The organism is Streptomyces sp. NPDC111802 (assembly GCF_055634335.1).
In genome coordinates this window covers 58,476-81,568 of the sequence record NZ_JBVKCZ010000035.1, presented here as the reverse complement: position 1 = coordinate 81,568, position 23,093 = coordinate 58,476, and the positions used below count along the sequence as shown (strand labels likewise).

The 23,093-nt window shown below is 64.8% G+C and carries 17 protein-coding genes, 2 pseudogenes and 1 riboswitch; of the genes and pseudogenes, 6 read left to right on the top strand and 13 right to left on the bottom strand.

Features of this window, described 5'->3' with window-relative positions; translation table 11 throughout:
• Positions 1-887: 887 nt before the first annotated feature.
• From ACZ7NC_RS32205 to ACZ7NC_RS32180, 6 genes are all read right to left on the bottom strand, one after another.
• On the bottom strand, positions 888-1,844 hold the full coding sequence (locus tag ACZ7NC_RS32205; protein ID WP_471493267.1) for a glycoside hydrolase family 6 protein: 957 nt from the start codon (positions 1,842-1,844) through the stop codon (positions 888-890).
• Between the two features lie 459 nt (positions 1,845-2,303).
• Positions 2,304-3,071: an enoyl-CoA hydratase-related protein gene (locus ACZ7NC_RS32200; protein WP_471493222.1), complete on the bottom strand. Its 768-nt coding sequence runs from the start codon at positions 3,069-3,071 to the stop codon at positions 2,304-2,306.
• 210 nt (positions 3,072-3,281) lie between these two features.
• Positions 3,282-3,470, bottom strand: coding sequence for a hypothetical protein (locus tag ACZ7NC_RS32195; protein ID WP_471493220.1), 189 nt, complete (start codon positions 3,468-3,470; stop codon positions 3,282-3,284).
• A 447-nt stretch (positions 3,471-3,917) separates the two neighbouring features.
• A complete protein-coding gene (locus ACZ7NC_RS32190; protein ID WP_471493217.1) occupies positions 3,918-4,499 on the bottom strand; it encodes a sortase in 582 nt (193 codons plus the stop codon).
• 62 nt (positions 4,500-4,561) lie between these two features.
• Entirely contained in the window at positions 4,562-6,073 is a 1,512-nt protein-coding gene (locus ACZ7NC_RS32185; protein ID WP_471493214.1) for a glycosyltransferase family 2 protein, read from the bottom strand.
• Positions 6,074-6,399: 326 nt separating this feature from the next.
• Positions 6,400-6,558, bottom strand: a complete 159-nt coding sequence (locus ACZ7NC_RS32180) for a hypothetical protein (RefSeq protein ID WP_471493212.1) — start codon at positions 6,556-6,558, stop codon at positions 6,400-6,402.
• A 373-nt stretch (positions 6,559-6,931) separates the two neighbouring features.
• Here ACZ7NC_RS32180 and ACZ7NC_RS32175 point away from each other — a divergent pair.
• A pseudogene (locus ACZ7NC_RS32175) lies at positions 6,932-8,646 on the top strand (alkaline phosphatase family protein).
• Positions 8,647-8,704: 58 nt separating this feature from the next.
• On the opposite strand, the gene ACZ7NC_RS32170 reads toward ACZ7NC_RS32175, so the two are convergent.
• Positions 8,705-9,307, bottom strand: coding sequence for a hypothetical protein (locus ACZ7NC_RS32170; RefSeq protein ID WP_471493208.1), 603 nt, complete (start codon positions 9,305-9,307; stop codon positions 8,705-8,707).
• Positions 9,308-10,367: 1,060 nt separating this feature from the next.
• Between ACZ7NC_RS32170 and ACZ7NC_RS32165 the strand changes: the two genes are divergently transcribed.
• Both ACZ7NC_RS32165 and ACZ7NC_RS32160 read left to right on the top strand, forming a co-directional pair.
• Positions 10,368-10,520 (top strand): hypothetical protein, encoded by a 153-nt coding sequence (locus ACZ7NC_RS32165; protein WP_471493206.1) that lies wholly within the window; start codon positions 10,368-10,370, stop codon positions 10,518-10,520.
• A gap of 372 nt (positions 10,521-10,892) precedes the next feature.
• Positions 10,893-11,062, top strand: a riboswitch (cyclic di-AMP (ydaO/yuaA leader).
• Positions 11,063-11,065: 3 nt separating this feature from the next.
• Entirely contained in the window at positions 11,066-11,752 is a 687-nt protein-coding gene (locus tag ACZ7NC_RS32160) for a transglycosylase family protein (RefSeq protein WP_471493202.1), read from the top strand.
• Between the two features lie 862 nt (positions 11,753-12,614).
• Here the strand turns inward: ACZ7NC_RS32160 and ACZ7NC_RS32155 are convergent.
• Positions 12,615-13,013: a DUF4234 domain-containing protein gene (locus tag ACZ7NC_RS32155; RefSeq protein ID WP_471493199.1), complete on the bottom strand. Its 399-nt coding sequence runs from the start codon at positions 13,011-13,013 to the stop codon at positions 12,615-12,617.
• Positions 13,014-13,550: 537 nt separating this feature from the next.
• On the opposite strand from ACZ7NC_RS32155, the gene ACZ7NC_RS32150 reads away from it, so the two are divergent.
• Entirely contained in the window at positions 13,551-14,030 is a 480-nt protein-coding gene (locus tag ACZ7NC_RS32150; protein WP_471493197.1) for an alpha/beta hydrolase, read from the top strand.
• Here the strand turns inward: ACZ7NC_RS32150 and ACZ7NC_RS32145 are convergent.
• Positions 13,999-14,177: pseudogene (locus tag ACZ7NC_RS32145) on the bottom strand (IS481 family transposase); the annotation flags it as partial. The gene ACZ7NC_RS32150 and the pseudogene ACZ7NC_RS32145 overlap by 32 nt on opposite strands.
• A gap of 649 nt (positions 14,178-14,826) precedes the next feature.
• Entirely contained in the window at positions 14,827-16,053 is a 1,227-nt protein-coding gene (locus ACZ7NC_RS32140) for a nucleotide sugar dehydrogenase (RefSeq protein WP_471493195.1), read from the bottom strand.
• Between the two features lie 326 nt (positions 16,054-16,379).
• Between ACZ7NC_RS32140 and ACZ7NC_RS32135 the strand changes: the two genes are divergently transcribed.
• Positions 16,380-16,640: a hypothetical protein gene (locus tag ACZ7NC_RS32135; protein ID WP_471493191.1), complete on the top strand. Its 261-nt coding sequence runs from the start codon at positions 16,380-16,382 to the stop codon at positions 16,638-16,640.
• Positions 16,641-16,930: 290 nt separating this feature from the next.
• The gene (locus ACZ7NC_RS32130; RefSeq protein ID WP_471493189.1) at positions 16,931-17,908 is read left to right on the top strand and encodes a CAP domain-containing protein; all 978 of its coding nucleotides are present in this window, start codon (positions 16,931-16,933) and stop codon (positions 17,906-17,908) included.
• A 1,402-nt stretch (positions 17,909-19,310) separates the two neighbouring features.
• Here the strand turns inward: ACZ7NC_RS32130 and ACZ7NC_RS32125 are convergent.
• The 3 genes from ACZ7NC_RS32125 to ACZ7NC_RS32115 form a co-directional block, all read right to left on the bottom strand.
• Positions 19,311-20,678 (bottom strand): hypothetical protein, encoded by a 1,368-nt coding sequence (locus ACZ7NC_RS32125; protein WP_471493185.1) that lies wholly within the window; start codon positions 20,676-20,678, stop codon positions 19,311-19,313.
• 481 nt (positions 20,679-21,159) lie between these two features.
• The gene (gene folK / locus ACZ7NC_RS32120; protein WP_471493183.1) at positions 21,160-21,753 is read right to left on the bottom strand and encodes a 2-amino-4-hydroxy-6-hydroxymethyldihydropteridine diphosphokinase; all 594 of its coding nucleotides are present in this window, start codon (positions 21,751-21,753) and stop codon (positions 21,160-21,162) included.
• A gap of 185 nt (positions 21,754-21,938) precedes the next feature.
• Positions 21,939-23,033, bottom strand: coding sequence for an alpha/beta hydrolase family protein (locus ACZ7NC_RS32115; protein ID WP_471493181.1), 1,095 nt, complete (start codon positions 23,031-23,033; stop codon positions 21,939-21,941).
• Positions 23,034-23,093 lie beyond the last annotated feature (60 nt).

Genomic DNA, 23,093 nt, shown 5'->3' with positions numbered 1-23,093 from the left:
AAGACACATGCCGTCCACAACGGGCCGTACCGAAGTTCGAGACCTGCGATGCCGGCAAGAAGGGCACTGGTAGCGACGTAGAGGACGCACAAGAGGCGGCTACAGCAGTTCATGGGCATACACCGTCCTTGAAGGAGGAAATCCTCCTGTCCAACTACGCATGGTCGCTAGGGATGCGGGCGCTTTCTGACTGTGGACGGCTTTCACCACCGGATCGGATCTGAAGCGGTGAAAGGGTTACCGCGGCTGCGGGTTCGGAATGGCTCCGCAGAACATTTGGCCACTCGAATGACGCCGCACGACGGAAAGAAACAGAGCTCACCGACCGTCTGCTGCCCCGGTTCGTAGCTCAGGGGGCTCTCCTGGCCGTCACATGGCCCTGGCAGAGGCGGGGTTCTTACGGCGAAGGCCGAGCCGAGCAGGGGCGAACCGCCCGAGCAGGCCAAGGGGGACTACCTGCCGGGCGGAACGCGCCAGGAGACCTCGTCGGGCGGCAGGACCTGGCGTTGACACCCCTCACTAGAGTAGGTCAAAACAGGAGAATTCACAGTCGCTGTCTCGTTATGTCACTGCTGATGAACATCGTCGTGTTCTTTGAGCGCGCTGGACGGCAACAGCGTCATAAAGCCGCCTGAGACGCCTCTTATGTATGTCTGAGTTGGGCCCTCCCCCTCCGGGTTTCCTTGGCCCTCCGCTCCCGGAGGGGGACGGGGACTCATCCAGCCCCTTTCTTCGTTGATCAAGATCGATGGCCTTCGACGTCATGGAGCCTCACGCACGGTCGGCACGCATGGCCAGCCGGACTCGGCAGGAACGGCCACTGGACCGCGGATCTCAGTCACTTGAGTCGCTTCGGTCCATCCGAGGCCTGAACGGTGCGGCCCTGCTCATTCATGTGCGTTGCGGGCAAGTTCGAGGGCGTACGACGGCCACCACTCCCCCGCGACCGGTCCCCCGCCGCAGGTCCCGTCGGACTCGCCGGGACGCTTGATCCACAAGTAGGCGTCCAGGAGAGCGTGACCGGTGCGGTCCGTGGGCGGAACACCCAAGGCCCGTCCGGGCGGATTGCACCACCCTTCCGAATCCGAGCCTGGGTACGGTCCTTTGCCGTTGCGGCTGGTGTCCACCACGTAGTGTTTGCCGCCCAGATGACTCGACAGGAGGTCGCCGTAGTGCCGACTCACCTCGTTTGTCTGGAAGTTGGAGACATTCAAGGAAAAACCGTCGGCCTGAGCGACCCCCGAGGCCCTAAGCGGGCCGACCAGTCGGCCGGCCTGCGGGATCCAGCCGGCATTGCCCGCGTCCAGATAGACGCGTGTGTTGGGCTGCCGCTTCAACCGGTCGACCGCGTACGCCAGTAGCCCATAGCGCTCGGCCGCCGCTACCGCCGGACAGCCTGCCACGACCTGTGCCACCGCGTCCGGCTCGACGATCACGTATGCGGTCCGGTCACCGAGCCCGGCCGCGAACTGCTCGATCCAGGCGCGATAGCCCGCAGCGTCCTGGGCACCGCCGACCGAGTACTGCCCGCAGTCACGGTTCGGGATGTGATACGCCACCAGCACCGCGGTTCGCCCGGCGCGCGCAGCGGCCTTTGTACGGGCTTCCACCACGGACTGCGGATTCAGCCCGGTGATCCACTCCGCCTGGGGACGGGTGGCGATGCGGTCCATGAGCGCGGCATCCGCCGTGCGGCCGACACCGCGCCATTCAGCTGCTTGCCGGGCAGCGGAAGAGTCGGGGTTGATCCAGAACGGCTCTGTATCGGTAGTGGCACCAGCTCTGACACAGCAGAGACCGACAAGCAGTCCGGCGAGCAATGTTCTTGGCAGCCAACTGTTCATGAGCATGCCCAGTCCCGCTGGTCCGGGGTCGAGCAGTGCGGGTGGGCCTTAACCGAATACACGCCCATTCTCAATCCACCACCACTGACTTCACCGCCGTCGTGGGTGTGTAGACCGGCTCCGTCAGTACGGCCGTCACCTCGCCGCGTCGGATAGGGCCACGCCTCGCCGTTGACACGCAGATGAGCTCGGACTTGCGGATGATCAACGGGGTACCCAGGTACGGGGAGGAGGCGCTCCGGGCTCGACGCGATCCGGCCGGGACCACCGGCGATGACAATCCGCATGTTTCCGACGGTACGCCCGTACAGCCATACTCGCCGCATGAGCGCCCATCGCTGATCGCGGGCGTGTGGCGCTCGTTGAACTCGCGCTCTGGCCAGCACGAAGGAGCAGGCCGAGACCGCCTCCACGCAGTCGGTGTTCTCTTCCGGCGCTCTCTGCCGGTCTCCGAGTGAGTCAACTCCAGAAGTGGGGCGGGCGCTGCTGCGGTACCTTCCCTATCCGTCCTTGCTCCAGAGTGAACGGGGCGAATGCGCGAGGTTCGCAGAGGGCGCCGTCCCCAGGGCTGGTTTTCAGGGCTCGGTCGACGGACTCCCGGGCGGCGTTGATTGTCGCGCCGCCGTAGGAAGCGATCACCATGGCCAGCTGTTGTGCCTCCGCGAGGGCCTGGCCGTTGGCAACAACGCGAGAGACCAGGCCGCAACGCTCTGCCTCCGGTGCGCTCATGGCGCGACCGGTGAGGATCAAGTCCATCGCCTTGGACCTGCCGACGAGACGGGTCAAGCGCTGGGTAACGCCGACGCCCGGGAGAGCACCCAATTTGATCTCCGGCTGGCCGAAGACGGCTGACTCGCCCGCGATGATGACATCGCACATCGTGGCCAGTTCGCAGCCACTGCCCAGGGCGCAGCCGTCAACGGCCGCGACCTTCGGTGTACGCAGTCGTGCGAACTCTTCCCAGATGGCAGAGCAGTCGTCCACAGCCATCTCAGCGGCTGACTCTCCGGCCACGCTCATCACATCGTGGTCCGCCTCGAAAAGCCTCTGCCGGCCGGCGACTACGAAGCAGCCCACGTCGGGATCCGAGTCCAACGGCCGGAGAATGTCGAGGACTTCGGCCAGCAGTTCATGGTTCAGCACATTGAGAATGTGCAGGTCAAGCCTTACAGTCACCACACGGTCGTGTCGTTCGATCTTGAGGTCGCTCATCGGTATCTCTTCCACGGGGCCTCCTTCCGCGCCTGCCTCATGGAGCTTTATCTGTTTCGGGGTTTATTGGCCCGCCAGGGCAGTGCTGTGTCTTCCACGCGTCGCGGGTGAAGAGGGTGTGGTCGTCCACGATCCACCCCTGCGCCCAGTGCCTGTACGCTTCGCGCACCGTGCCGCACACTGGGCAGTAATACCTCTTGTGTTTCTGGGTGAAGCTCATGGTCGTCACCAGCCCGCGCTCAAGCCGTCGTGCTCGCCGCCCTGCCAGTCGTGGTCAGCCAACTCGTGCGGCGGCGCTTGGAGCTCGTCGACCGTCTCGATGTGGTTGAAGTGCGTGCACGGGCAGAGCTTGTCGTGTAATAAATCAACGGAGCACTTCAGCAGCCGAGCCAGCAGGTCTGGGATGGCAACCACAGGACACCTTCTTTCAAGAGCCGCACACGCAGCGTGCCGATCCCATGGCCATGACCACGCCAGAGGCGAACCCAGCCCCTCAGGGCGCGAGCACCTCGGTCATACGGCCACCAGCGACCGGGGCCTTGGTCGCCCTCGGCGCCCCGGATCGATGGCTATGCGCGCTGTCACTCCATCTGACACCGCCACGGAGCATTCGTTACGCAATGCCCAGATTTCCCTGACTGCGGCGGGCTAACGTACAGCAACAGCCCTTCAACTGTGCCGACTGCTCAAAACGCAGTGGCTCCCCGGCCGGCAAGAAGGGCCCAGGGTGGCTGGCGAAACGGTGACCGCGCGGGCGGCGCGATCACCGTCCCAACGCTCTGCTCGTAAACGCTCACAAAGAGTAGCTGGTACAAGCGTAGGAATGGACCGCGCTTCCGCGGAAGTGAGTGCAACACCCCGTCACTTGGGCCTTTGGTGCGAGATGAGATGGCCGTAGACGATGAAACGGCCGGTGCTTCCGTAGCGCGGCGTACAGGTGATGAGGGTGATCAGGCGCTTTTTGGGGTCGGCGCCGCGGCCTTGGTCAGGGCGGAGGACCCGTACGGCGTCGGGCGTGACGTGTTGGGTCTTGGTGACGGTATAGGTGTAGCGGCCGGTGGGGGCAGTCACGATGATGCGGGATCCTCGTTTGATGCGGTCCGGAAGTTCGGCGAACGGTGCGAATCCGGAGTTGGACGAGCGGTGTCCGGCGACAGCGTAGTTGCCGACCTGACCGGGGCCGGCTGTGCTGCGGTAGTGCCCCAATCCCTTGTTCAGCTGTTTGGCGGCCGTGCCGTTGTACACGGGATAGGCCCAACGGCCTCCGAGGGCGGGGATGCGCATCACCGCGGGGGCATCTGGGCCGGCATTCGGCGATGGCGTACTGCGCGTCAGATCCTTCTCGACCTGAACAGTGCGCGCCTGCTGGGCCCGGCTGGGCTGGGAACTGGTACCCCAGACCAGCCATGCTGTGTAGCCGCCCAGAGCCAGCCCGACGGTCACGGCCACCCCCGCTATAGCGGCGAGTAGGAGCCTGACCGCACGCACCAACCGGGACGAGCGACTCACTGACCGGCCTCCGCTTGCTGGTGGCCGCGCATGTGCATACGGGCCAGATAGAGAGCGGCTGTTGTCGGTACGGTGATGAGCAAAACCGGCAGGACACTGTGGGTGAACCACAAGCATGTCGCGGTGAGTGCCGCAGCAAACAGCAGGTCGGGCCAGTTGAAGCGCACGGCCTGACGCCAGGTGACGCGCGTCCCCTGCTTCGGGGTAACAAGGAAGACCGATGACCCGAACAGCGACTTGAAGGAAGCGCGAAGGCTGATGAAGAACATCGAGCCGAACAGCAGCACCGTGTGAAGCAAATACGAGGCAAGCGCGCCGGCGCGCATGGTCTTGCGCAGGCTGAGGATGTCGTTGAGCATCGGGGCGACAATGAACAACACCGTCGGGACTAGCATCCACAGTGGCCAGTGCACGGAGTAGCTGAGCGCCGGCAAGACGATGACGTTGATGACCACGTACAGACTGAACAGGCTGGTCAGCGGCAGGCTGTAGCTGAACATGACGATGTCCATCTTTTCAAACCAGCGCATAGGGCTGGAGATGATCCGCCATGTGTACTTCTTGATGAACTCCATGTTGCCCTGAGTCCATTTGTTGTGGCGTCGCTTGAAGGCCATGTAGGAGACCGGGAACTCCTCCTCGCACAGAATGTCCGGCGCGAACACAGTCAGGTAGCCGGCCGCGCGGGCTTCGATACTGAAGCACAGGTCTTCTGCGACCAGGTGCGGGAAGCCGCCAGCCGCACGGTAGCAGGAAGCACTGACCATGGCGCCGTGCCCCAGGAGGGACAGAAATCCGAACCGGTTTTTGACGCATTGGTAGGCGAGCCAGTGCGAAGCGACCCCGGGATGAAAGCGGCGCATGAAGGTGTTCCGATTGCGGGTAGCCTCGTGATTGGCCTGCACGATCCCCGCGTTCGGGTAATGCTCGAAGTAGTCCAGACAACGGGTCACGAAGTTGGGCGGGATGATCTCGTCGCTGTCCAGAATGACAAAGTAGTCGAAGTCAGCCTGCCGCAGGAAGTTGTTGAGGTTCCCCGCCTTGAACCCGACGCGGTCGGTGCGCCGGATCACCTCCACGCCGTGCTCGGCGGCGAACTCATCCACCTGACGGCGGAACTCATCGGTTTTTGAATCGTCCAGGATCACCGTGCTCACCTGTGGAGCGTCCTGCCGCATCGAAGCCTCAAGCGACTCCGCGCAGAAGTCATCGCAGGTGCAGTAAACCAGGATGGTCCTCGGCCAGTTGCCGTCGGCTCGCGGTTGCGCGGGGACCTTGGGCTGCAGCTGGTCGCGATAGCGATGGAAAGTGAGGGTGTAGACGAGGTCCTTGATACCATTGAGCCAGAAGTAGCCGATGAAGAGGCCACTGGAGACGACCGTCACTCCGATCGCGGTGGACCGCGCGAAGGCCCGATGCGCCTCCGGCTCAAACTGCCAGATGAGCAATGCCAGAAGACATAGCCATAAGCCGAGAATCGTCGAATATAAACCTGGATGACGCGTCATCTCTGCCTCAGATCCTTCGCGCTCCAGCAGTATTCGGGGGCGCCGCCGAGACGAGGTGCGCGGATGCCGCGGTGGCGGCACATGACCTCAGGCCGCGGCCGGACTGATCCGGCCGCGGCCTGAGGTGTGAGCTGAGGGGCGAGGCCAGCAACGCCAATGGGTAAGCCGCACCAGCCGCGGGCTGCGACTTCCTGCTCGGTTGGCCGCCGCGGGCGGTCACACGAGCGCATAAGTCCGCACTGCCTGGCCGGTACCCACTGCCACGACCCTCGGCATGAATCTGCACGTCGGCCTGAGTGTCTCAGCCTCATGACCCCGCCCCCTTCTCAGCTCTGCCCGTTGCGGCAGGTGAGCGCGGTCAGGCCCACTAAGCCGCCCACAACCAGAACCGCGGCGAGAAGTGTGAACCAGCCCAGACCGAGCGTCATGCCCAGAACAGACACGCCAGCCCCGGTGGCCGCAAGCTGCGAACCGTTGTCGTACAACACAACCTCCTCATTTAGGGGAACTTATGACTAGCTCCTTTAAAGGGACATATTATGCATCCCGGTCACTCCTGCCCTGTAAGGCCACCCATCCGGGAGCCCGCCTCCTCCGTTCAGCCCTGAACTGGTTCCGTCAGGAGGGCTCTTCCGCCCTCACGCCAGAGGACTCTGCGACGCTCGGGCGGGCAGTGCGGCACGCAGCCGGCCGGTGTGGTGACAAGCCGGGCAGCCAACGGCTTTCTCGTTCACCAGCACGGCACTGCGACGCGCCACTCTGGCGGGGTTTTGCGGAGCCAGGCGCTGCGAGCCTTTGCCTGCCTTCCCTGCCGCAGCTCCAGAGGCCCAACCCGCATTTCACGAGGTGAATTTCCCCATGCCTGAATTGAACCGGCGCCGCTTCCTCCAGCCTGCTGGCGGCACTGCTGCGTTCGCGACGCTCTCCGAAAGCCTCAGCCGAGCCGCAACCTTGCCCGCATATCACTCTTCCGGTTCGGAACAATCAGGGGCGTTCGGGGCTTCGGTGACCCTCCCCCGGACTCACTGCCCAGCGGCACATCCGGTCGGCGCCAGTAGGGCCCGAATATGGAGGTGCTGCCCTTCCATCCGTAGGCCGATGACCTCGGCATGCAGTTTATTTCGGGGTACAACCAAACGTGGGCCGGAGTTCACGCCGCGTTCAACAACGGCAAGTACGACCGGTGGTTAGGTGTCCAGCCCGAGAGCGCGATGGCGTAACGACGCCAAGGGCGGCGGCCCGGTCCTGGACAACGCGGAGCTTGGATACGGCTTGACTACGTACGCCGACCGACCGGAGGGGGCCGGGATCTCCTGGATGGTCTACCAAGACATCGGCGACGGCCTGGATGCGGCAGGCAACTGGGGCTGGATGAACGAGAACTTCATCGGCAACTCGCTGCTCTTTTTCAACAAGTTCCGCAATGCCAGGACGGGCCACCCGCTCTACGAGAAGGCGCGTCGGGGTACCAACGCCAAGTGAGGTCAAGGATACTTCGTCGTACTCGGAGCCGATGTCTCGACCGACAGACTGCCGCAGATCTCCTGGATTGCCGTCCCCGGAGCCTTCACCGAACACCCCAGCTGGCCGGCGAACTACGGCGCCTGGTACCTCGCTAACGCTCTCGACGCGCTCACCTCGAACCCGCAGAGTGTGGGCCAAGACCGCCCTGTTCGTCACCTATGACGAGCACGAAGGCTACTTCGACCATGTGGTGCCGCCATACGCCCCCGTGTCAGCCGCACCGGGCAAGTCCACTGTCTCCGCGGCCAACGAATACTTCCCGGGCAACCCCAGGTTCTCCGCCGGACACTACGGCATGAGCCACCGAGTCCCCATGGTCGTCGCATCGCCCCGGAGCACCGGCGGATACGTGTGCTGCGAAGTGTTCGACCACACCTCAATCATCCGGTTCATGGACCAGCGGTTCGGTGTCCACGAGCCCAACATCTCCCCCTGGCGGCGCACCGTGGCAGGCGACCTCACCTCCGCCTCCGACTTCAGCGGCAAGAACACCGACCGGCCTGCCCTCCCCGGCGCCGCCGCCTACGAGCCGCCGAACCAAGAGTCAGGGCCCCGGTACGTTCCGCTCGCGCCCGCCACCCTGCCCTGCCCAAACAGGAACCCTGCTGCCGGCCCACGCGCCCGCTGCCGTACACCCCTTATGTGGACAGTTCCCTCGGCGCAGCCGCCGAAAGGCTCCGCCTCACCTTCAGCGGCGGCCCCAAAGCCGCCGCACGCTTCCACGTCCGCCCCGGCAACCGCCCGAATTCGTACGGCCCCTGGACGTATACAACCGAGGCTGGCAAGACGATCTCCGCTGGCAGCTAGGACCTTTCGGTGTTCGGCCCCAACGGTTTCCTGGGCGACTCACTCTCGCGAACACAGGTGCGACCGACGTCGATCTCACTATGCGCAACGCCTATGGGGGAGCTGAAAGGACCCTGTGCGTGATGGCATTCGGCATCATCGATCACACTGTCGACCTGCGCGCCAGCAACCGCTGGTACGACATCACCGTTGTCTCCGGTGCCCGGACAGGGGTGAGCGGCCCGGCGATCAGCACCGGATGACCGCGTCCCTTTGCTGGCCGTTGGTGCGTGCCAGAGTCGGCAGGGGGCCTGATGACCGTCAGTCAGTCGGTGAGCAAGCCACCGTGCCAACGGTTGCCTCGCCGGTGATCCGGCTTTCCGGAAGGAACTTGATGTGCAGCGCGTTGAGGTCGATGCTGCCGTCATCGGCCGTCGGCAGCGTCGTCTCGTTGAAGACGGCATGCGCGAGGAGCTTGCCGTCCGATTTCCTCCGGATGGGATGCACGTAGTTGGCCGGGATGTAATCAGGCAAGCCCGAGATTCCCGACAGCCCGCTGATGGTCCAGTCGGCCAAGGTGCCGTGGGATGTGGCGATACAGGTCACTCTGAAGTCTCCGATCCTGATCGCGGGTCCACCCACCGAGCGCAGGCCGCTGAGCTCGAAGTTCTTGCCCACGGCTTCCGACTTCGTCGTCGTCTCGCCCGACGTCGGATCAACCGATGTGGTGCATTTGCTTTTCCCACCGCCGAACCTGATACCCGGCCCGGACATGGCTCCGACCACAGATGAGCGCGTCCTCGGGCCGTTGACATCGCAGCGAGCCAGCGAGGGGATGAACACGGAAGCTCGATCGCCGTTGACAATGTCGACCGATCCGAGCGACGCGGTCCCGGCGGGGTTCGCGGCGGAAGCGGGCGACACACTCAGTAATAGACAGGCGGCGGTCAGCAGTGCCGTGGGGCCCAGAGAGCGGGTGTGTGTGCCAGTACTTGTCATAAGGCGTCCTTGATCAGGGGCCGTCCCGCCCGGGACAGCGTTCGCGTGATCAACGACGTCCGCCTCTCGTGGTAACACCCTGTCTTGGTGGCCAGGCTGGAAAGACGGCATAAACCGGGCCCCGCGCGGGGAACGTCGCGGGGCCCGGCCGATCAATGGACAGACGTAAGGAGAGCGCAGTCAGCGAGACCAGATTTTGTCGGCCGTGGAAGCAACCGCTCGTGAGAATGCCTCGGGGGATGAGCGGGGAACGGCGATGGAGAGGGCTGATGGATCCGTCGCGGCACGTCGAATGGCGGCGGAAACCAAGACCAGGTTGTTCTGCACGGTGATCAGCCGTGCGCAGGCCTCTGGCTCAGTGGGGCGGTCCATGGGGGCTCCGTTTCTACCTCGGACGGAGAACTTCCGGGGATACCCTTAGGACCCGCGAACAGCCGAGTCCGCACGCACAAATGCGAAATTCTTCATGTGACACGGGTCACTCCCGTATCGCTTCGAACGATGCTTAAGCCGTCGACCGCTCATCCCAGTCACGGGCATAAATCGGTCGCAGCATCCTTCGAAGAGCCAGCGGACGACGTATCAAGCCGACACGTTTTGTTGAATGCGCCAATAACGCTCTGCGACGGCATTTTTCCGCCGTCCCGGACAAGACGTGAGAGATGACCAGTTTGAGGTCTGGGTCGGACCGAATCTCTCGTGCTGTGATGTGCCGCGCACGAGTCGAATACCTGTCCAACTGTCAAACAACGGAGGTCAGTTCATGCGACGCAGATCCACTGTCGTAGCGACAGTCGCGGCCGCGCTCATGGCAACAGGTATGGCGTCGGGAACCGCAATGGCGGATCAGAACAGCACGCCGGGTACCTGGTGCGGTTCAGGGTGGGCGTTCTCCATGCAATGGGGAGCCTCAGCCGGCCAGCCCTGCTGGACCCCCTCTCACGTCAAGGGTTGGGTTGAGGACCGTTGGAAGGATCACCATTGCGTGGTCATGCGCTTCGACTGGTACCGCAACGGATACTACGTCGACTCCAAGCTCACACCCCCCGTCTGTGACGGCGACTCCCGCAAGCAGTTCAACCTCAAATCGGCCGACCCGTACGCCAACTGGGTGAACTGGCAAATTCAGTACGTCTGATCACGGCCGGGATCTAGGGGCGAGGTCGTGAGTGAGTGGGTGACTGCGTGGACGCCACTCGCTCACGACCCTGACCCCTTGCAGCAGCCCGTTCAGCCCATTCAGCAGCTGAAAAGCAGCGCCGACACGAAACGTTTCGCGTCTCCCCTGGTCAGGCCACCGCTCTGAACGTCGGAATGTCGAGAATCAGCGCGAGTTCACGCACCACTTCGCGTCGAATGTCCATATGTTCAGCTGTGAGAGATAGCTCTCAGAGGCCTTGATCGTTTTTGGAATTCCCCGGATCACATGTCTACGGTCAGGACCGCTCGCCACCGCGGGCCCCGCCTGCCGCAACGCCGAATCCTGTCGGCGGTGGTGCGGGAACAGTCGACGCGTCAAGCGCCGTAGGCAGGAGCGGGGGACCCAAGGTAAGTGCCGCACCGGGCAGTTGACCGACGCGGCTTGGGGTGAATCCGTGCCTCGCTCGAAGCGAGTCATGGCAGGGCACTCAACCGGTCCGAACCCGACAGCTCACCTCGTAGGCGTCGGTGAGGAATTCATCCATGCAGTTATCTGGTACGCGCAAGCGCATTCGTCCATCCATGACCGCTCGCATCGTCGCCGTCGTCGGCGTCACCGGTGCCGCCGCCGTCGCCGCCCCGCTGATGGCGGCCGGCAGCGCCTCGGCCGCCACCGCCTCCGAGTGGGACACCGTGGCCCAGTGCGAGTCCGGCGGCAACTGGTCGATCAACACCGGCAACGGCTACTACGGCGGTCTGCAGTTCTCCGCCTCCACCTGGGCCGCGTACGGCGGCACGGCGTACGCCTCCACCGCCGACCAGGCCAGCAAGGCCCAGCAGATCGAGACAGCCGAGAAGGTCCTCGCAAGCCAGGGAAAGGGCGCCTGGCCGAACTGCGGCAAGGGCCTGTCGAAGGCCGCATACAGCGGCTCCTCGGACAGCGCTTCCCCTCAGCGCGATCAGAGCGCCACTACTCGCTCCACCGAGCAGCAGCACACGTCCCGCTCCGCCGAGCGCCAGGCCATCGACAAGAACAAGAGCGTCGCCGCCCCGACGGGTAAGGTCAACAAGGGTGACGGCGAGTACAAGGTCGTCAAGGGCGACACCCTCAGCAAGATCGCGGGGAAGCACGAGGTCAACGGTGGCTGGCAGAAGCTGTTCCAGCTGAACGGGGACATCGTCGAGGACGCCGACTTCATCTATCCGGGCCAGCAACTGCGCCTGAAATGACCGCAGGACCGAGCGGGACGTCCGAGCAGCGAGTCGTGCGCCGCTGAACTCAGCGACTCCCGCTACGAGCCCGAGTGCTGCACGGGCGCTATTGGATCACGATCAATAGACCAGGGCGAGAGCAGGGCCGTCCATACCGAGTGGGCGCTGCAAGGTCGTGTGCCGTTGAGGGCACCTCGCGTTGAGTGGAGGCAGCGGCCCGCTGCGTGGGGCGAGCGCTGCTGTGGGCGCGACCCACAGCACGCGTGGAACTCGGCCGCCGTTGCCAGCTGTTGCACAGTCAAGCGGACCGGGCGCCTGGTCGGCACGGCCCAGGCGGATGGCATCGCGGTCGCGTCGCCATCACCACCTGCGAGCCGCCATTCACGGTGGAGACGACCCACAGGGATGCTGTGCGAGAAGGTCGCGTCCCGAAGACCGAGAGCTGGAACTGGAGGTTTCCGCTCGGGTTGAACCGCCGTGGAGTGCCCAGGTGCAGACGACCGAGGCATTGCCCGTGGTGGATGCAGTGGCAGTGGCATCACCGCGCAGGTAGGGGAGAAGTCGGCCATGACTCCCCCCATGCCGTACAGCCCCACGGAGGCTTCGGCGCCAAACCGCCCCCGCCATCAGCTCTCACCGCATCACACACCAACCCACCAGATCGCGGCACCGACGGCCCTGAGACGCCTCGGGATGCGAAGGGATTCGCGATCCGCGCCTTTCAACGTACTTGTAAGCGCCGCAGTGCCTGCAAGTCTGAGAGGTCCACGAGACCGCTACCCCGTTCAATTCGCCGCAGCCGCTGCCGGGTGCCGACCAACGTTGATCGGCGCCAGAACTGCCCGCATTGCGACCCGGCCGCCCGTCGCAGCTACTGGTGTCATGCCTGCAGGGCGACAGTTGTGCCTTCGGGCTGGTTGTAGCGGGCCCAGATCTGGTTGAGCTCGTGTTGGTAGTAGAGCGCATGCAGGCCGGCGACGAAAAACAGGATGACTCCGACCCAGGGGTTGCAAGAGCCGGGCATACCTGCGGCGCGCTGCATCTGGGCGATTCGCTTGCCGCAGCGGTAGACGGAGATGAACGGCGGCACGATCAGGATCCAGCCGAGAAGCTGGGACAGCATGGCCCAGGCTGGACTTACCTCGATGCGTTCGTCGAAGTCGCGCGCCTCACGATTGATCTTATAATACCAGACGAAGTAATAGATGGTCAGGGTGAGCAGTGGCCAGATGAGCCACACGAGGAAGATGTTCCTGGGCTTTCCGGTACGACCATGCATCGGGCCTCCTGAGGCCAAGGCGATGAATGAGCAGCACGTGGCTGCCCCGGGCCCGAGTTGCTGCGCAGGGCCAGGCGTTCGGTGATGCCGGGGCCTTTGGCCGTATGTGGTCTGCGCCCACCAACCCGGCGATTTCTTTGAATCGCGTCAGGCAGATGGTCGGCCGGTCTCTGTGCAGCTCACGTACCCCGATTTTGGGCCCTCGGGTGATGGTCTGCACTTCGGAGACCCAGGCGCTGCGCCTTGTGCAGCCCCAACATGCGGGGCTGCCTTCGCGTGAGGCTGAATGGCAAATCGATCTTCGGGAGGGCAGGCGGCAGCGTCCGGGTCCTCACGGAACGGATACCGGAGGTTGGTCCGTCAGGCGCCACGGGTCGAGGGCGACGTGGTGGCGAGGGACGGGAGCGGGTCGAGGTTGCGGTCTCAAGGGCGGTGTTGAGATGACGCTGGTGCCAGCAGGGCCTCAACCAGGACGCGTTCACCGCGATCACGTGTGCGGACACCTCCAAGCGGTACACATCCCAGGAGGTGGAAACAATGCTCCCCGAGTTCCGCAAAATATCGCCGGTCTTCGGCGAGTCACAGGCCCAGATGCTGCTGGCCTGTACGGACTGGCCGGTCAAGGGTGACAAGGGCGGCCTGGACGTCTCTGCCAGGACCGCTCCCCCGATGCTCCTCGTCGGTACCACCGGCGACCCCGCGACTCCCTACGAGTGGACCGGCGCCATGGCCAAGGCGCTCGGTGACGGGGTCGGCATCCAGCTCACCAATCAGGGTGAGGGCCATGGCGCTTTCGGACACGGCGCCTGCGTGAACGCCACGGTCAACGCCTACCTCCTCGACGGCAAGACGCCCGCAGACGGCACCACCTGCCCGCCCGAAGGTGACACCAACGCGAACACCAATCCCACCGCGACATCAGCCCCGAAGATCTCGACTCCGGCGAATCCAGGGAGTAGTGCCCTGGGATCATCGCAGACCAGATGTAGTGATCCGCCGGGTTGTTCACGCGGGTGACCGGTGGCTGGCCGCCGGGTGCGGTGTGGCAGCGGTGGTGGTTGTAGGTGGGAGGAAGTCTGCCGGAGCGGTGGCGCGTTCGGTGTTGGTGGTGCAGGGCCGCCGGTAGGCCCATTCCTCGAGCAGGGTGGGGCTGAAGCGTTCGGTCGGCGATATCCCAGCCGGACTGTGTGGCGGGCCGCGCGGCACCCGCGACTGCGGCGGAACCGGGCCGTGATGTGACGGATTGTGCGGCGGGCGCGGCGTTCCTGTGGGGCCGCTGTACGAGGCGGTGCTCGTGCTGTGGCTTTGATCTGCTACGTGGGGGTTCAGTCGACAAGGCCGAGACGGCACCGCATGGCGTCATGCCCCGGCTCGCCCGCACCGTGCCACCCGAACCGGCCGGGCGTTCGTCAAGGGCACCCGCACGCCGGGCATGCTGCAAGGCCGAGCACTCGCCCACAGGGGCTTGTCCCCGCACAACAGAGCGCAGGGGCTTCCGGGCCCCCTGGGCCGGTAGTGGGCGCGACCAGTAGCGCGGATCAACGGCCGCCGAGATGCGCTCCTGCCCCCGAAGGCCGAGTCATGTGGTGGTTTCCGGCATTCCTGCGCCCGCACCTCGACGCGCGCAACGCCACCTCCACCAACGGCCTGCCGTATCGCACCGAACGGGCCCTGCACTTCTCCAACGGCGATGGGCTCTACGAGGGCAGCGATACGCGAACCGGCGCGAAGGTTCTTTTGAAGGAGGCCGACCGTAGGCGGGACTCGCCGGGGACGGGGCGGATGCCCGTGACCCCCTTGGAACGGGCACCATTCAGAGCCGCTCGATGTGTGCGGCCTCGGGCATGACACCCAGCACATCAAGCACGTAGCGAGCCTCTTCGGCAATCCTCGTGAGATCGAACTCCTTGTGGGGGGTGAGCAGTACGACGGCGTCGTAGGCCCGATACGGCAATCGGCCCCGACGGCCATGAACCGGGCCGGCTACATGGGGAAGCGTGGTGTGGACAAGAGCGCCTCTGCGTTCCAACTCGGCGACGACCCCGACGGCCGGGCACTGGTGCGAATCGTCGGCGCCCGGTTTCCGGTCCAGGCCGAGCACCAAAACCCGGGCGTCCTTGAGGGCCTTGCGGTGCCGGGTGTTGAGAGTGTCCTGCAGGCGGCTGACGACGTAGGCCGGCTGCTCCTCGTTGATCTGCTGAGCAAGCTCGACCAGCCGGAATGGTTCGCCGCCCCCCGCCTTGACGTGGTGACTCAAATACACCGGGTCGACGGGGGGACAGGGGCCGGACACCCCGGATCCGGGTGTGAACTTCGTGAACCCGAACGGCTTGGAACCGGCCAGGTCGAGCGTGTGCCAGACGTCCACGCCCAGCATGTGCGCCACCCGGGACAGCTCGTTCACCAGGGCGACATTGACATGGCGAAACGCGTCCTCGAACACCTTTGCCAGTTCGGCCTCTTCGAGGCTGTCCGCCAGGACCACCTTCTGCGTGATGCCGGCGTAGAACTCCGCGACACGAGCGCGGCATTCCTCCGTGAGCCCGGAAACGACCTTCGGCGTGGTCGCCAATGTCCACCGTTCATTGCCCGGGTCGACGCGCTCCGGGCTGTACCCGAGGTGAAAGCCTGTCCCTGCCCGCAGCCGTGAGAGGGCCTCCAGGATCGGCAGCACGACCTTCCGTGTGGTCCCGGGATGCGTGGTCGATTCCAGGATGACCGTCGTGCCCTTGCGCACATGCCGCGCCAGCGTCTCCGCCGACTGCCGCACGCCGTTGAGGTCCAGCAGCCGGTCCTTGAGCGGCGTCGGCACGGCGATGACCGCGATGTCGAAATCGGCGAGACGGGCCTCCTCGCGTGTCGGCCAGTACCGGCCGGACTTCAGCACGGCGCCGAGTCTTTTGCGGTGGATGTCCTCGATGTAGGAGACGCCGACGCGCAGTTGCTCGAAGCGCTGGGGGTCCGGCTCGAACGCGATCACGTCGTGGCCCGCCTCAGCAGCGGCCACTGCGAGTGGCAAGCCGACAGACCCCTGTCCCATAACGGCTACCTTCACCGGGTCCCCCTACTGCGAGCTTGGGCACAGGGTTGGTTCCGGCAAGGGGTGGACCGTTGACAGCACATAGGCCGTACGGCGTGCATCGCTTACTCCTTGTTCTGACGAAGGTGCAGGTGCCCGGAGCAGCAGCCTGCACCTGAGCAGGACGGTTTGGCCCTTACAGAGGAAGAGGAAGTGACGCGCAAGAAGTGATGATGTCCACACGATTGGCGTACATGACCCGAGCTAGGAGTGCCTGGCTCCCGACGGAAGTTGGGGAGTGAACTCGTCCGGTCCGGCCCCGGAGCGCCCCGCTCAGTGACGCCGCCATGACGCTGCTCGCCCAAGACTGCGGCATCCGGCCGCTGCCGATCGCATCGCGCGTCTTGTCAACTACCCCTCAATTCACCACCATTGACGGCAAGAAGAATGGTGCCCCTATGTTGCATCCTGACAAGTTTGGAAGCATAGGTGGCGCCTGTTACGTTTTGGCAATGCGCGATGTTCGTATGACCGGCCTTTTCCGCTCCGGGTTCTCGTTCCCGGACCGTAGTGTTGCTGCTGAGCAGCCTCGTCGCGCACAGAGATGAGGAGCGCCCCTTCCACGTTGCGGCCGATGCGTAGTACAAGCCGCAGAATCCGCAGAGGATCTGGGAGGGTCATCGACCCGTCCTCTCGACGGATGTAAGGGTGCCCACGTAGCACGACGTGGAGGACGCCCGAAACTCTGAACAGCAGGCCATGAACCAGGGGTTCCGTGTGCCTGTCTCTCGATCCAAGTCTGCGCGGAGCAAGGATGACGACTGGGACCGACTGGGATTCCGGCAGTGCATCCATGCGGACTTTGGAGATTGTCCAATTCAGTGTGTTGGAGGAATAAGTGACGGCACGTCATAAGAAGCCGAAAGAGCTGACGCCGCTGCAGAAGCGCGTGCTGAGGGCCGGTGCACTGGTCCCGGTTTCCGCGGGCTTCGTGTTAGCTGCTGCGACTGCTGCCAGCGCTTCCTGTTGCCCCGGCTCGCAGCAGTCGCAGTCGGCCGCCCCGCAGGGCCAGCAAGGCACTCAGTACGGCTCGGGCACCGCCGATGCGTCAGGCCAGCAGGAATGGCACGGTCAGCAGGGAGGCTGGCAGGGCAACTTCCGGCAGGACGACAGGGGGTGGCAGGGACAGTGGACGCCCACGCAGGGCGAGCAGACCCCGGTCTCAGTCGTCACCGACTCTTCGAGTCAGCGTGAATGGCATGGACGGCAGGGCAACTGGCAGGGCGACTGGCGGCTGGATGAGAATGGCCAGTGGCAAGGCCAGTGGACGCCGATACAGCAGAACCAGCCCCACCAGAACGACCAGGGCAAGCAAACCCAGCAGGACCGGAACCAAACAGCGCAGGACCGGAACCAAACAGCGCAGGACCGGAATCAGACAGCGCAGGACCGGAATCAGACTCAGCGGGCCGAGAACAAGCAGGGCGCAACGCCCACCAACGCGACCGTGGGGCGGATCCTGCAGCTCGTCAACCAGGAGCGCGCGAAGGCGGGTCTGCGGCCCCTGTCCCTCAACGCAAAGCTGAACAGCGCCGCACAGGGTTACGCGAACCAGATGGCCCGCACCAGTGTCTATGCCCACACTGGTGCCGACGGGTCGTCGCCCGGCGAGCGGATCAGGCGGGCCGGCTACGACTGGTCCAGGTATGCCGAGAACATTCACCACCGGAAGGGCAGCCCTGAGGTCATCATGGCCGACTGGATGAAGAGTCCAGGCCATCGGGCGAACATCCTCGACCCCAGGCTCAAGGAGATAGGCATCGGCGTGGACGCCACTGGTTCCTATTGGACGCAGAACTTCGGCGTCGGAAGCTGACGTTCCTCGAGCCCATGAAGTCCGCCGCGGTGCTGCCCAGCAGGCCGCCAGCGGGCAGCGCTGGGCAGCAGAGAGGGGCGATGGCCCCGCCCTCATATACATGAGGGCGGGGCCGCTCACTCCACCTGCACGTCGATCTGCTCCCTGTGGAACAGGGCTAGCGGTCCGTGCAATCCGCTGTGCCCGTCTGGAAGCCGACTGCAGGAGATCATGGCGAGGCCGAAAGGCGGGGAGATTGTTACTCGCTGCGTCGTGCTGCCGCCCGTAGTGCGATCGGTACTGCCGGCTCCATCCACGGAGCTCTCTGGTCCCATCAGCGGCCAAAGGCCCAATGGGCATTACGCCGTAATGCGGGAGCACGCGCCTCCCAGCTCACCCGTGACTCCTGCAGACAGCCGGTGCTCACGACAGAGGATTCACGGGCCGAGTCACGCCGACACGAGGACCTCTTGACCACGCGGCGTTGACCCATCAAACTTCCTCTTCACGGGAGGGGCGGCCCCTGCATCGGCTCACCGAGTCCGACCTCAACCGTCGTACAGACGGCATTGGCGGCGCCCCTCCCGGCCAGACCGAACCGTGCGGAGGAAGATCATGTGGCCGATCCGTGGTCCGGCGAAGGCCTGCCCGGAGAGAGCCGCTTACGGACGGCACATCACCCTCCCGCCGAGCTGCCCTGCCCGACAGGGTGGCGCCCGTACGCGATCAAGGGCGCTTACACGGCCTGGACCAGAAGGTCCAAAGCCAAAAGCGACAGCGTAGCCGTTCAGGTCGAACGCGGCCGTCATGAACGGCCGCGTTCGACCCACTGACTGCCTTGGGCGTGGGAGAGGACAGGCAGCCAGTGGCCTTGACCCACTGGTCCCTCAATGTCACCTGCAGGCGTGCACACGTGTTGGCAACGAGGAGGACATTTTATACGCAGCGTGGTGGTTTCTTGCGTATCACCGCACTATTGGCCCTAGTTGCTGATTGCACTGCGGCCGCCCCGGCGCTGCATGCTCGCTGGGTTCATTCGACCACATGGCCACCTGTTGCGGAACCAGTGCAGCGGCGCCCCATGCATGAACGCGTTGAACGCAGTGACTGCCGCAGCTGTTGCTGTAACTGGAACTCGCGCCGGTAAGCACGGCCTGAGACGAATGGGCTAAACCGTTCAGACTCTTCGGGTGAAGAGTTCAATTTCCCTCGGGCATTGCGCACACACGCCCACGTGGATCTCGTATGAACGAGGAATGGATGATCCCTTTGCGTTAGGTGTTCTGGGTCCAGCTCGATTGAGTGGGGCCGGTCCGCACCCCAACCGACCAGAGAAAACCCGCGGCGGCGACAGCGATCGTGAGGTGCGCCCGGAGGAAAATGTCACCGTCAATTCCGGCACAGGTCCCCCGGCGCATACGAATCAATAGCGTTTGGGGAGCTCATCGGCCAACGAGCGGGCGCGCTCCCATACCGCCAGGGCCTGTCGCTGCCGTAGGTACGGCTTCAACAACCCCTGAAGCTTGCCAACAGCGTGGTCGATTTGAGCAGACCGTAGCCGGGGCCACTGGTCGAGAAAGCGATTCAAGTGGGCGCAAGCCTCCTCCAAGTGCCCCATGGTCAAGAGAACTTCAGCCATGCGAAACTCCGTGAGAGCCAAGGTTCTGCGGCTCTCAGGGGCACGAAGGCGGGCCGAGTCGCGAAGGGCAGCCAAGGCGTCGGCACGAAGCCCCAAGGCCAGGAGTGTCTGCGCACGTTGGTATTCGAGCCCAGCCCGCGGATAGGAAGTGAAGGGGCCTGGTGTGCTTGATGCCCGCTCCAGGTGCGCTTCAGCGGCGGAGAGACTGGTGATCGCAGATCTTCGTTGCCCATCGTGCGCAATAGAGACAGCCTGCTGGCTGAGAAGGAAAGCCATAGCGGCCCCGCTGGCTCGCGGTCCAGCCGTCTCGAGTGCCGCGTCAGCCAAGGCGAGGGCGTTTCGATGGTGGCCCAGCTGCATTGCCTGTGCGCTTATCGCTCGCAATGCGACTGCATACACAGCTCGGTCACCGGCAACTAGTGCCAATTCGAGGGCAGTCTCGTAATAGAGCTGCGCCAGCCCCTGGTGACCGGCATCGCTCGTCATCCGGGCGAGTAGATGGGTCAGCTGCGAGGTCGCGGTGACCAGTTCTCGATGCAGCAGAGGCGGAGCGGCAGCGGTAAGTATGCGACTTACATCGTTGGCCAAGTACGCAGCCAGCGTCGCACGAGCGTGACCACCCCCATGGCATTCCAACTGGTCAGCGAACACTTTGGCCATGACGTTCAGCATCTGCGCGTCCTCCGCGGTGGCCCGTCGTCTCTCGTCGAAGGACGTCGGCTGTAAGGAGCGGACTTGCTCCCAGTCCTGCGTCGGCACACGGGCCAAACGGTAAGCGGACTGCACCAGAGGGGCTCGCTCCATTGGATCTGCATCCGCGCGCGCGAGGACCCCCAGACGCTGCAGCAGCGGAACTTCCCTGATGCTGTCCACAAAGCGAACACCGGCCGCCGGTACTTCAGGGGCCAGTCCGGTTTCTTCCACAGTGACCAGTCGGCCGATTCGTCGGCTGAACGCCGCGGCAACCAGCTCAGCGACCGCGGGGCGGGGCCTGGATCCGGAAAGCCAGTGAGCCACGGATGTGCGGTCGTAGCGAAGCGTCATCGATTGAGCTGTGCCAAGGCCGTTGACAGCTCGCGCCAACTCGCCAGCGCTCCACTCAGCTTCCGCCAGTAACGTCCTGAGCCGATCATTGGGAGTATGGCTCGTCATCTGCGATCCCCCTTCATCCCCGTCTGGCGAACTTCCCGCGATCGACGTGGTGCCAGGCAGATGTCCTGAAATGGCCGGTGCCGCCAGAGCGAGGCTTCCCCTGTTCAAATCGCCGCATACCTGCGATGTGGGACAAGAACGCAACCGCTCGATCTGTGAACGGCCGATCGACACCCGCGCAGAGGGCGCCCGGTTCGCGGCGCCCGGCCGATAGCCTCGCGGCCAACGCACGTCCTGCACATGGACAATTGGGCGCTCGTGGTGCGAGCCCGCACGGTGACGTCTCTGGCGGTGCCGACACGTCCCAGCGCGGTCGGGGCTGCTCCCGTTCTGCTCGGCACGCCACCTGGAACCGGCGGCAGTCTGCCCTCCCCTGCGTTCCCGGTCGTGCGAGCAGTTACCCTGCCGCCCACCGCGAGCCTTGACGCCCTGATCCCGCAGCCCGCCCGGCACGGCGGCGCGGTGGCAGCGGAAGCATCGCCTATTCGGGCAGCCAGAGTTCTAGATCGCGGCGCGGTTCGACGCCCGAGCGCCCCACATCGGCCAGCAGGTCAGCGACCACCCCGCGTCCCGGTACCTCGGCCTGCGGGTCCACGTCGTGCCACGGCACCATCACGAAGGCCCGCTCGTGCACCCTGGGGTGAGGCAGGGTGAGCCCCGGGGCGTCGCAGACCACGCCTTGGTACGTCACGATGTCGACATCCAGAGTCCTTGGGCCCCCACGCCCCTCCCGTACACGTTCGAAGGCCTCCTCGATCGAGAGACCCCGCTCCAGCAGCGAGGAGGGCGGCAGTGTCGTCCTGACGAGTACTACGGCGTTGAAGTACTGCGGCTGGGAGCCTGACGCGACGCCCCACGGCTCTGTCTCGTACACCGGCGACACAGCCTTGACGCGTACGCCCGGAGTGTCCTCCAGGGCATCGACCGCGCCCTGCAGACTTTCCAGCCGGTTGCCCAGATTACTGCCCAACGCGATCACGGCGCGTTTTGGATTGCTCAGGGTGACATCCGCCGCGTCTACCTGCTCAACCACCGAGGCGGGCACGGGCTGCACGGTTGGGTCGCTGATGCTCATACTCGGCTCCGGTCATGGGGGGTCATGTCATCGAATGGCAGGTGCGGTCACTTTTGAGTGTTGGGTTCGCAGGATGGGGCCTGCCTCCTCGCCGGCCTGCCCCCAGCTGACTGATGCGCTGTTGCGCGGTCCTCGCAACCAGGCAAGCCACGATGGCGAATGCCCCGGAACAACAAAGTCACTGGTTATGCGTGCGGGCGCGCAGACGACCCGGGGCAGTGATCGTTGCTGCCGGCTGGACGCTGTTGTGGTACTGGTTGCGCCGGATGCATCTGCGCGGCTTGCGGAGATGGGAGCGCGTTCCCGCCGCCCGCAGCCGGCACGGCCGTCGGCCTGGCCACGCCTTGCGACGGTCCTCCGCCGGGGCAGGTGCCACGATACTCACCGATCTTGTTCGACGGCTGTGGTGGCGGGCAGAGGAACTGCTCGTAGCGGGTGTCGTCGTCCACAAACCGCTTCAGCCAGGCAACCATGTACTTCGGCGTCGTGGCATTGGGTTGTCCGGGCGCCTCGTGATCAGCACCTCGCATGAGCAAGTACGCCTTCTCGGGGGCGGCGGTCATGCCCTGGTAGAGCGGATCGGCGTGCGCTGCTACCGGTGCGACGCCGTCGCCGTCAGCCCCAATGATCATGGTGGGGACTCTGTTCGTGGCTATGGGGTTGCCGATGTCCCAGGGTGCCAGCGGGATGGCGGCTTTCAGCTGCGGGCGTTTCTCAGCAGCACGCAATGCGCCCCCGCCACCCATCGAATGCCCCATGACCGCCAGTCGCTGCGGATCGACCCGGTCGCGGACCGGACTCTTGGACGTCAGATAGTCGAGCGCGGCAAGTAATTGATCGCCTCGGCCTTCGGGGAAGTCGCCTGTTGTGTTGGTGTCGATCGTGATGACGACGAAGCCGTGTGAGGCAAGAAGGGGTCCGAGCCAGGCAACTCTCTGCTCGGGCCGAGTGAACCCCGGGCTGATTGCAACCGCACCGAAGGTCCCTTGGGTGTTGTCGGTCGGGTAGGTAATCGTCCCGCGATTGAATCCGGCACCGCTGCCGGGTGGCACGGCCTGCTGTGCGGTGGCGAACGGCCCCCGCTCGGCCGTGATGCTCTGCTCGGTCGGCGCGGGGCCTCGCTGGTATGTATTGGCAGACTGGACGGCTGCCGCGGGAGCAGTTTCCGCCTGCGCCTGTTGGGGAAGCGCGACCACGGTGCCGACAAGGGCCGTGGCCGCCAATCGGGGCAGGGCGCCGAGTCGGTTGTGCTTTCGAGCATGGGTGCGGTTGCGTTTCATGCAGGTCAGGATTATGCGACGCGTACTTTATTTGCTACTGACGAGCATGCTAAGAACACG

Coding starts and splice junctions, on each gene's coding strand:
- ACZ7NC_RS32205 (WP_471493267.1), bottom strand. CDS start 1,844: ATGAACAGTTGGCTGCCAAGAACATTGCTCGCCGGACTGCTTGTCGGT.
- ACZ7NC_RS32135 (WP_471493191.1), top strand. CDS start 16,380: ATGACGCTGCTCGCCCAAGACTGCGGCATCCGGCCGCTGCCGATCGCA.
- ACZ7NC_RS32115 (WP_471493181.1), bottom strand. CDS start 23,033: ATGAAACGCAACCGCACCCATGCTCGAAAGCACAACCGACTCGGCGCC.
- ACZ7NC_RS32125 (WP_471493185.1), bottom strand. CDS start 20,678: ATGACGAGCCATACTCCCAATGATCGGCTCAGGACGTTACTGGCGGAA.
- ACZ7NC_RS32155 (WP_471493199.1), bottom strand. CDS start 13,013: ATGCATGGTCGTACCGGAAAGCCCAGGAACATCTTCCTCGTGTGGCTC.
- ACZ7NC_RS32150 (WP_471493197.1), top strand. CDS start 13,551: ATGCTCCCCGAGTTCCGCAAAATATCGCCGGTCTTCGGCGAGTCACAG.
- ACZ7NC_RS32140 (WP_471493195.1), bottom strand. CDS start 16,053: ATGGGACAGGGGTCTGTCGGCTTGCCACTCGCAGTGGCCGCTGCTGAG.
- folK (WP_471493183.1), bottom strand. CDS start 21,753: ATGAGCATCAGCGACCCAACCGTGCAGCCCGTGCCCGCCTCGGTGGTT.
- ACZ7NC_RS32185 (WP_471493214.1), bottom strand. CDS start 6,073: ATGACGCGTCATCCAGGTTTATATTCGACGATTCTCGGCTTATGGCTA.
- ACZ7NC_RS32160 (WP_471493202.1), top strand. CDS start 11,066: ATGCAGTTATCTGGTACGCGCAAGCGCATTCGTCCATCCATGACCGCT.